We start from the raw sequence: 8,765 nt of genomic DNA on the forward strand, positions 1-8,765 counted from the left end.
CCGGTGGATGGTCGCGCGAGGCGGGCGATCATCCCACGGAGGGGGGCGGGCGTTCCAGCGCGAATCATCCGAGCGGTTATTGCGCCTGCGCTTTCGCCAACGGACGGGCCAGCAGGCGTTTGGTCACACCAAGCATGGCCACCGACACCGCAACGCCGACGGCAAAACCGCTCAGGCCCATGCTTGGCAAGGTCAGCGCCGAGACCAGACAAAACGCCGAAAACGAATACATGCCGGTCGCCGTCGCCCGTAACAATGCGGCGGTAAATGCCGGGCCGCGCGTTTGTTGCGAGAACACCGCCATCACACTGCCGAGTACCGGGAACACCGCGAGCAAACCGCTCCAGCGCTCGCCGACGGTGCTGGCGAGCATCGTCACCACCAGGGTCAACGCGGCGCCGGCGATCATCCGCCAGATCAGTTTGTCCGACTTCGGCGCCGTGCCGCTGAGCACCGGTTGCACCGTGGGAAACAGGTACGGCGATGCCAGCAACGCAATCGCCGCCGCCGCCACGGAAAACGGCAGCGACGCAGGGATCAGTGACAACACCCCAGCGATCACGGCCCACACCGACAGCGACGCGGCCAACGCCAACGGCCAGTTCGCCCGTTGCGCGACCTGCGCGTAGGTGATGCAGAACGCAATCATCGCGAACATCGCCGATAACGCCGCCACCGCTGATTGCGCGGCAAACGCCGGACCCTGCTCGATGGCGAGGAAAAACAGAATCGGCCCGACCACCACCGGCAACCCCGACAGCCACCCGGCCACGCTCGGCCCCCAGCGTTTGCCCGCCAGGGAAATCAGCAGCAGAAAACCGGGAATCAGCAGCAGTTTGAGGATCAGCACGCAGGAGTCTCCATCCGTTGAAGGTTCGCCACGTTAGCATTGTCGATCGGCGATTGCTGCCTATGTGCGCAGTTTTTGTATACAAAGTGCCGGCGACGATATCCGGCTATGCTCTGATTATCAGGGCTTGCCGGAGTCGATGCCGCGATGAATAGAACACCGAAGGTGTTGCGTGGATGCTGCGGCATCGGTTTGTGGGCGCTGTTGCTGACGCCGACCTGGGCCAATTGGCAGGACGCGGTGCCCGGCGCGCAAATCATCGGCACTGGTGATTTCAGCGTGTTCGGTTTCGATGTCTATAACGCGCGCCTGTGGAGTGCCGCGCGGCCCTTGGTCGACGGCCAGCCCTTTGCGCTGGAGTTGATCTACCGTCGCAACATTTCCCGCGACGATCTGGTCAAGGCCAGCGTCGATGAAATCAAACGCCTGGCCGGTACTCGCGTCAGTCCGGCGCAATTGGCCGGTTGGCAGGTACAGATGCAGCAATCGTTTGTCGATGTGCAGGCCGGCACGCGGATTACCGGGGTGTATCTGCCGGGGCAGGGGGCGCGGTTCTTTGTCGGCCAGCAGTTGCAGCATGAGATTGATGACCCGCTGTTTGCCCGGGCGTTTTTTGATATCTGGCTGGATCCGCGCACACGCAATCCTGAGTTGCGCGAGCAGTTGTTGGGGGGGAGTCGATAAGAGCAAAAGATCGCAGCCTTCGGCAGCTCCTACAGGAGAGTGCATTCCAATGTAGGAGCTGCCGAAGGCTCGGGCCGCGATCGGACGATCTTTTACGCTTCAAGGCTCAGGCGGAAACCTCTAAGCTGCGTCTTTCCGACTTGTTTCTGGATGTGTGCGTGAAATTCAGTTTGCCCAAAATAGCCACCGCGCCGTTTTGTCCGCCGGAAGTGGCTGGCAGTGTTGCGGTTGATCCCAATGCGTCGTTCTTCAAACGCGTGCTGCGTTTTGCCGGTCCCGGTTTGCTGGTGTCGATCGGCTACATGGATCCGGGCAACTGGGCCACCGCCATCGAGGCCGGTTCACGTTTTGGCTACAGCCTGTTGTTTGTGGTGTTGCTGGCAAGTCTGGCGGGCATGGTCGTGCAGTGCTTGTGCTCGCGACTGGGCATCGCCACCGGGCGCGACCTGGCGCAGCTGTCCCGCGAGCGCTACAGCACACCGACCGCGCGCCTGCAGTGGGTGTTGGCGGAAATCTCGATCATCGCCACCGATCTGGCTGAAGTGCTTGGTTGTGCGCTGGCCTTTCACTTGCTGCTCGGTTGTTCGTTGACCTTCGGCATCGCCCTGACGGCGTTCGACACCTTGCTGGTGCTGGCCCTGCAAAACCGTGGTTTCCGCCGGCTGGAAGCGATCATGCTGGTATTGGTCGCGACCATCGGCGTGTGTTTCTTCGTTGAGCTGCTGCTGATCAAACCGTTTTGGCCGGACGTCGCCCAGGGTTTCAAACCGTCGCTGGCGGCGATCAGCGAAGCGGCGCCGTTGTACTTGGCGATCGGTATTCTCGGTGCGACGGTGATGCCGCATAACCTGTATCTGCATACCTCGATCGTGCAGACGCGGATGATCGGCAAGGATCTGGCGAGCAAGCAGGACGCGGTGAAGCTGGCGCGCATCGACACCATCGGTTCGCTGGCGCTGGCGTTGCTGGTCAACGCGGCGATCCTGATTCTCGCTGCGGCGGCGTTTCACCAGTCCGGGCACACCGATGTAGTGGACATTCAGGATGCCTACCACTTGCTCGATCCGCTGGTGGGCGGCGCGTTGGCCAGTGTGTTGTTCGGGGTGGCCTTGCTCGCATCGGGGCAGAGTTCGACGTTTACCGGCACCATCGCCGGCCAGGTGATCATGGAGGGGTACCTGAATCTGCGGATTCCGTGCTGGCAGCGACGTTTGATCACTCGCGGACTGGCGTTGATTCCGGCGTTTATTGGCGTGTGGCTGATGGGCGATAACGCGATCGGCAAATTGCTGGTGCTGAGTCAGGTGGTGTTGAGTCTGCAGTTGCCGTTTGCCTTGTATCCATTGATTCGCATGACCAACGACGAACAGCTGATGGGGCCGTTTGTGAATCGCTGGCCGACACGGGTGTTGGCGTGGGGGTTGTTTGTGGTGATCAGCGGCGCTAACAGCTGGTTGATTTTGCAGTGGGCGGTTTGAGCCATATTTTGCAGTGATTGGGCTGGCCTCTTCGCGAGCAGGCTCGCTCCCACAGGGTTATCGGGTGTGCACACTATTGTGATCAACCGATAACTAATGTGGGAGCGAGCCTGCTCGCGAATGCGGAGTTTCAGGCGCCGACATCGCTAAATATTGGAACGCGCCCATTGAGCGAAGGCCGGTGGTGCCAGTTCAAGCGATTCAGATCGATGCCACGCCCAAGTATTTCCCTCACCGTCGCCCCGGCAATACTCATCGCCAACGCTTGCCCCGGACACTGATGCCGACCACTGCCAAAACTGAAACTGCGGCGGTCGGCGCGCTGTGGCACAAATTCCTCCGGCCGTTCGTTAAGCGCCGGATCACGATTGGCCGAAGCCAGCAGCACCAGAATCACATCGCCCGCCTCGACACGCACACCGGCAATCTCGCAGGACGCGGCGACGAAGCGCCGGGTGTTCTGCACGGGCGGGTCGAAGCGCTGGACTTCGTTGAGCAGTGCTTCGATGGATTCGCCGCGCAGTGCTGGCTGACGACGTAGCGCCAACAGCGTGTTGCCGATCAGTCCGGCGCAGGCTTCGAACGTCTGCGAACAAAGACCGATCAGGTTGGCGATCAGGGTGTCTGCATCGCCGGCAAAGCGCTGCTGGATCGCGCTGAGGAAGTCGTTGGCGGGTTCGGCGAGCAGTTCGATAAAGTAGCCGCGCAGGTGCTCGGCCGCCGCATCTGCTGTGGCCAGTTGCAGGTCATTGCTCAACGGCGACAGGCAAGCGACGAAGTCAGCCGTCAGCTCGCTGACTGCCCCCGCCTGCGCCGGCGTGAATCCCAAAAGCGCCGCGACCACGCACACCGGGCCACGAAACATTGCCTTGTACACACCGTCGGCGTCCGCTGTGATCAGCCGTGCGGCGACCAAAGCATTGATCGTCTCAAGGTCCAGCGCTGCCAGCTCAGGCTCGATGGCCGAACGCGGACAGCGCTGGCGTTCGCCGTCATTCATCCGCATCAGCTGGCCAAAAACTTTGCCGGCCATCCTGCCGGCAATCGCTTTGGGCACGGGCTCCTGCGCCGGACGCACCCGGCAATCAGCGTGGGCCAACACCGCACACACCGCACGGGCGCTGCTGGCGACCCACAGTTTCAGATCCGGATGAAACGTCAGTCCACCGGCTGCGCGCAGTTCGGCGTAGTAGGGATAGGGATCGGCATGCGTTGTGGCGCTGATCGGGTTCATGGTTTGCATCCTTGTCGGCGGGGAAAGTGTTGCTACTATCTCCACTGCGCAACGACGATGATTCGTCCGGGAGCGAACTATGCACGCAGAACATCAAGACATCGGTGTATCGCAGGTGGCCGCCGCCATCGCCGAACCGGCGCGAACCAAAATCCTCTGTTCGCTGATGGACGGCCACGCCCGCACCAGCACGGAGCTGGCGACGATCGCCGAAGTCAGCGCCTCGACCGCCAGTGTGCACTTGGCGAAACTCAAGGACCTGGCCCTGGTGCGCCTGCACGTGCAGGGCCGCCATCGTTATTACAGCCTCGCCGATCAGCGCGTGGCGCAGGCGCTGGAAGCGTTGATGGTGATTGGCCAGAACGCTGCGCCGACGTTCAAGGCGCATACGCCGGATCGCCTGCAATTCGCGCGCACCTGCTATGACCACATGGCTGGGACGCTGGCGGTGTTGCTGCATGACCGTTTGCTCGAGGGCGGTTGGTTGGTGGCAACCGACGAGCAGGCGTATCGCTTGAGTGAAAGCGGGGAGGCGTTGTTTCTCGGGCTAGGCATCGACGTGCAGGATTTGACTAGCCTGCGCCGCAAGTTTGCCTGTCCGTGCCTGGACTGGAGCATGCGCCGGCCGCATCTCGGTGGTTCGCTGGGCGCGGCGTTGTTGCAAACGGCGCTGAAGCGCAAGTGGGTGACTCAGGATCTGGACAGTCGGGCGTTGGCGTTGACGGCGGTGGGGCGCAAGGAGATCAGTGCACGGTTTGGTGTTGAGTGGCCGGTAGACGGGCAGATCAAAAGATCGCAGCCTTCGGCAGCTCCTACAGGAGTTGCGTACACCCGATAAATCTCGACCCTACCCAATCCATGTAGGAGCTGCCGAAGGCTGCGATCTTTTGATTTTCAGCGTCTGACCGACGAGGGGCGCATCTGCCACCTTGTATCACCGCAGACGACTCTATACTGTATATGCAAACAGTAAAGGGCCCGCGCCATGCAAATCATCGACAAGCTGAGCATCCTCGCCGACGCCGCCAAGTACGACGCCTCCTGCGCGAGCAGCGGCGCGCCCAAGCGCAGCTCCGAGGGCAAGAGCGGCTTGGGCTCGACCGATGGCATGGGCATTTGCCACAGCTACACGCCGGACGGGCGCTGCGTGTCGCTGTTGAAGATTCTGCTGACCAACTTCTGCCTTTACGATTGCCAGTACTGCGTCAACCGCCGTTCCAGCGATGTTCCGCGTGCTCGTTTCACCCCCGAGGAAGTCGTGGCGCTGACCATGGATTTCTACCGGCGCAACTGCGTCAGCGGGCTGTTCCTCAGCTCCGGGATCATTCGCTCGGCGGACTACACCATGGAGCAACTGGTGCGGGTGGCGAAGCTGCTGCGCGAAGAGCATGAGTTTCGCGGCTACATCCATCTCAAGACCATTCCCGAAGCCGATCCGGCATTGATCGAAGAAGCAGGGCGCTATGCCGATCGCCTGAGCGTCAACATCGAACTGCCGACCGATGCCAGCCTGCAAGTGCTGGCGCCGGAGAAGGACATCAAGTCGATCAAGCAGGCGATGAACACCATCTACACCGGCGTGCAGACTGTTCTGAACGAACCGCGCTCGGCGAAGTTCGCCCCGGCCGGGCAGAGCACACAGTTGATTGTCGGCGCCGACGACACCGATGACAGCACCATCCTTCACAGCGCCCAGGCCTTGTACGGCAACTTCCGTCTGCGTCGGGTCTACTATTCGGCCTTCAGCCCGATCCCCGACAGCCCGAAAAGCGTGCCTCTCGCTGCGCCGCCACTGATGCGCGAGCACCGTTTGTATCAGGCCGATTTTCTCCTGCGCAGCTACGGCTACAGCGCTGATGAATTGCTCAAGGGGCCGGGCAATCTGGCGCTGGACATCGACCCGAAACTGGCGTGGGCGTTGCAGAATCGCGAGGTGTTCCCGCTGGATCTGAACCGCGCCGAAGCCTCCTTGATTGCGCGTATTCCCGGCATCGGTTTGCGCACCACCGAACGTCTGGTGGAGCTGCGCCGCCAGCGGCGCATTCGTTACGAAGACGTCGCGCGCATGCGCTGCGTGCTGGCCAAGGCCAAGCCGTTCATCATCACCAGCGACTACCATCCGCAGCAGGCTGAAGTCACCAGCCACTTGCTCTATCAGCAATTGCGCGACCGGCCGATGCCACAGCAGATGGGGCTGTGGGGATGATCAATCTTGATTGCGATGATCTCTTCGACACTTGGCGCCAGCAGGCGCGCTGGCTGCTGAGCCATGAAGTCGATCCGAGTCTGGTGAGTTGGGCGTCGGAAGGTGTGGGGGATTTGTTCGCCAATGATGAGCCGGTACCTGAGGGGCAGGGGCCGTTTCAGGCGCGCATTCCGCGAGCGTTGCTCGACACGCTGGAGCAAGCTTCGCGCTATCGCGGCGATCAACGCTGGAGCCTGTTGTATGAAGTGTTGTGGCGCGTCAGCCATGGCGATCGCACGGCGATGATGGCCGGGGACAAACTCGGTAGCGAATTGCAGCGACGGATCAAACAAGTGCATCGGGAAGCCCATCACCTGCATGCGTTTGTACGTTTCATCGAACGCCCGTCCTCCAGCGCGGGTCCGCAGTATGTGGCGTGGCACGAACCGGCCCATGACATTCTGCAGAGCGCCAGTGAACATTTCATCGGGCGAATGGGCCGCCATCGCTGGTTGATTGCCACGCCGCGTGATGGGGTTTATTACGATGGCGAGCAATTGATCCATCAGCGTCAATGCCCGCTGGAATGGCAGCAGTTGGCGCAGAACGTTGACGATCCTCACGGTGATCTGTGGCTGACTTATTACAGCCACATCTTCAATCCGGCGCGGTTGAACGAGAAGGTCATGCAGGGGCATTTGCCGGCGCGGTTCTGGAAGAACTTGCCGGAGGGGGAGTTGATTCCAGGGTTGATTACGCAGGCGCGGATGGGGAAGCAGCAGAATGGGCAGGCGAGTGGGATTGCTGATCGTGCAGGTAAACGGATTGCCTTGAAGAGCTAAAAGCATACCCTCACCCCAGCCCTCTCCCGGAGGGAGAGGGGACTGACCGAGGTGTTTGGACTTGATCCATCGACCTGAAAGCTCGAGTCGAACTTCAGTCTTGAGAACAACCGAGATCGGCTCCCTTTCCCCCTCGCCCCCCTGGGGGGAGAGGGCTGGGGTGAGGGGGAAAGGATCTCCAGCCTTACACAAAAAAAACTAGCAACCACAATCAAAAAAGCCCCCCACCAATCACTCGGTGGAGGGCTTTTCTACATCAATCGCCGTCAGATCAAACCTTGACGATCCAGCCCGCTGGCGCTTCGATGTCGCCGGTCTGCACGCCAGTCAGCTCTTTGTAGAGCTTCTGGGTCACAGGACCCACTTCGGTCTCGCTATGGAACACATGCAGATGATCGTTGTAGCTGATACCACCGATCGGGGTGATCACCGCAGCCGTACCGCAAGCGCCGGCTTCCTTGAAGTCCGACAGCTTGTCGATCAGCACGTCGCCTTCAACCACTTCCAGGCCCAGACGCGATTTTGCCAGTTCGATCAGCGACAGGCGGGTGATGCCTGGCAGGACCGACGGCGAGTTCGGCGTGATGAACTTGTTGTCGTGGGTGATCCCGAAGAAGTTGGCCGAGCCGACTTCTTCGATTTTGGTGTGGGTCATCGGATCGAGGTAGATCGCGTCGGCGAAGTTGGCTTTCTTGGCTTTCGAGCCCGGCATCAGGCTGGCCGCGTAGTTGCCTCCGACCTTGGCTGCGCCGGTGCCTTGTGGGGCAGCGCGGTCGTAGCTGGAGATCTGGAAGTTGTGCGGGGTCAGGCCGCCCTTGAAGTAAGCACCGACCGGAATGCAGAAAATCGAGAAGATGAACTCGGGTGCAGTGCGCACGCCGATGTTGTCACCCACGCCGATCACGAACGGACGCAGGTACAGCGCGCCGCCGGTGCCGTATGGCGGAATGAAGCGCTCGTTGGCGCGAACCACGGCTTTGCACGCTTCGATGAACTGCTCGGTGTCGACCGTCGGCATCAGCAGACGCGCGCAGCTGCGTTGCATACGCAGGGCGTTCTGGTCCGGGCGGAACAGGTTGATCGAGCCGTCCTTGCAACGATAGGCCTTCATGCCTTCGAAGCACTGCTGGCCATAGTGAAGGGCAGTCGAGCCTTCGCTGATGTGCAGCACGTTATCTTCGGTCAGGGTGCCTTTGTCCCACTCGCCATCGCGAAAGTACGACAGATAGCGTTTGTCGGTCTTGATGTAATCAAAACCCAGCTTGTCCCAATTGATGCTTTCGTTACCCATGACACCCTCTATCACTGAACAACCGCCGAAACGGTTCAAGGCTTCTGACGTTTTTTGGATGGGCACAACAATACTTCATTCTTGAGCGGTTTCGCAGCCGGAATTCGCTCCACTGATCGTTCCCACGCTTGATCGTTCCTACGCTCTGCGTGGGAATGCCTCATCGGACGCTCCGCGTTCGGCTTTTGGGACGCAGAGCGT

Annotated in this window: 8 protein-coding genes; 5 read left to right on the plus strand and 3 right to left on the minus strand. The window is 60.8% G+C overall.

The genetic code is table 11. The features are described 5' to 3' along the window. Nucleotides 1–76: 76 nt before the first annotated feature. Nucleotides 77–850, minus strand: a complete 774-nt coding sequence (locus tag M5G26_RS24975; protein ID WP_273916749.1) for a hypothetical protein — start codon at nucleotides 848–850, stop codon at nucleotides 77–79. A gap of 147 nt (nucleotides 851–997) precedes the next feature. Here M5G26_RS24975 and M5G26_RS24980 point away from each other — a divergent pair, with 147 nt between their 5' ends. Both M5G26_RS24980 and M5G26_RS24985 read left to right on the plus strand, forming a co-directional pair. Next, nucleotides 998–1,534: a chalcone isomerase family protein gene (locus M5G26_RS24980; RefSeq protein WP_102899285.1), complete on the plus strand. Its 537-nt coding sequence runs from the start codon at nucleotides 998–1,000 to the stop codon at nucleotides 1,532–1,534. Between the two features lie 158 nt (nucleotides 1,535–1,692). Further along, nucleotides 1,693–3,012: an Nramp family divalent metal transporter gene (locus tag M5G26_RS24985; RefSeq protein ID WP_273916750.1), complete on the plus strand. Its 1,320-nt coding sequence runs from the start codon at nucleotides 1,693–1,695 to the stop codon at nucleotides 3,010–3,012. Nucleotides 3,013–3,142: 130 nt separating this feature from the next. Here the strand turns inward: M5G26_RS24985 and M5G26_RS24990 are convergent, their stop codons facing one another. Beyond that, the gene (locus tag M5G26_RS24990) at nucleotides 3,143–4,246 is read right to left on the minus strand and encodes a cytochrome P450 (protein ID WP_273916751.1); all 1,104 of its coding nucleotides are present in this window, start codon (nucleotides 4,244–4,246) and stop codon (nucleotides 3,143–3,145) included. A 79-nt stretch (nucleotides 4,247–4,325) separates the two neighbouring features. Here M5G26_RS24990 and M5G26_RS24995 point away from each other — a divergent pair, with 79 nt between their 5' ends. From M5G26_RS24995 to M5G26_RS25005, 3 genes are all read left to right on the plus strand, one after another. Beyond that, complete coding sequence (locus tag M5G26_RS24995; RefSeq protein ID WP_273916752.1) at nucleotides 4,326–5,084, plus strand: ArsR/SmtB family transcription factor; 759 nt, start codon at nucleotides 4,326–4,328, stop codon at nucleotides 5,082–5,084. A gap of 147 nt (nucleotides 5,085–5,231) precedes the next feature. Then, nucleotides 5,232–6,452, plus strand: coding sequence for a putative DNA modification/repair radical SAM protein (locus tag M5G26_RS25000; protein WP_007915071.1), 1,221 nt, complete (start codon nucleotides 5,232–5,234; stop codon nucleotides 6,450–6,452). Beyond that, the gene (locus tag M5G26_RS25005) at nucleotides 6,449–7,273 is read left to right on the plus strand and encodes a TIGR03915 family putative DNA repair protein (RefSeq protein ID WP_273916753.1); all 825 of its coding nucleotides are present in this window, start codon (nucleotides 6,449–6,451) and stop codon (nucleotides 7,271–7,273) included. The genes M5G26_RS25000 and M5G26_RS25005 overlap by 4 nt, the downstream gene beginning before the upstream one ends. 271 nt (nucleotides 7,274–7,544) lie before the next feature. Here M5G26_RS25005 and M5G26_RS25010 read toward each other — a convergent pair whose 3' ends face one another. After that, a complete protein-coding gene (locus M5G26_RS25010; RefSeq protein ID WP_008086978.1) occupies nucleotides 7,545–8,564 on the minus strand; it encodes a branched-chain amino acid aminotransferase in 1,020 nt (339 codons plus the stop codon). Nucleotides 8,565–8,765 lie beyond the last annotated feature (201 nt).

Origin of the sequence: Pseudomonas sp. TNT2022 ID642 (genome assembly GCF_028656995.1) — a bacterium.
Lineage (GTDB): Bacteria > Pseudomonadota > Gammaproteobacteria > Pseudomonadales > Pseudomonadaceae > Aquipseudomonas.

Coding starts and splice junctions, on each gene's coding strand:
- M5G26_RS24980 (WP_102899285.1), top strand. CDS start 998: ATGAATAGAACACCGAAGGTGTTGCGTGGATGCTGCGGCATCGGTTTG.
- M5G26_RS25005 (WP_273916753.1), top strand. CDS start 6,449: ATGATCAATCTTGATTGCGATGATCTCTTCGACACTTGGCGCCAGCAG.
- M5G26_RS25010 (WP_008086978.1), bottom strand. CDS start 8,564: ATGGGTAACGAAAGCATCAATTGGGACAAGCTGGGTTTTGATTACATC.
- M5G26_RS24995 (WP_273916752.1), top strand. CDS start 4,326: ATGCACGCAGAACATCAAGACATCGGTGTATCGCAGGTGGCCGCCGCC.
- M5G26_RS25000 (WP_007915071.1), top strand. CDS start 5,232: ATGCAAATCATCGACAAGCTGAGCATCCTCGCCGACGCCGCCAAGTAC.
- M5G26_RS24990 (WP_273916751.1), bottom strand. CDS start 4,246: ATGAACCCGATCAGCGCCACAACGCATGCCGATCCCTATCCCTACTAC.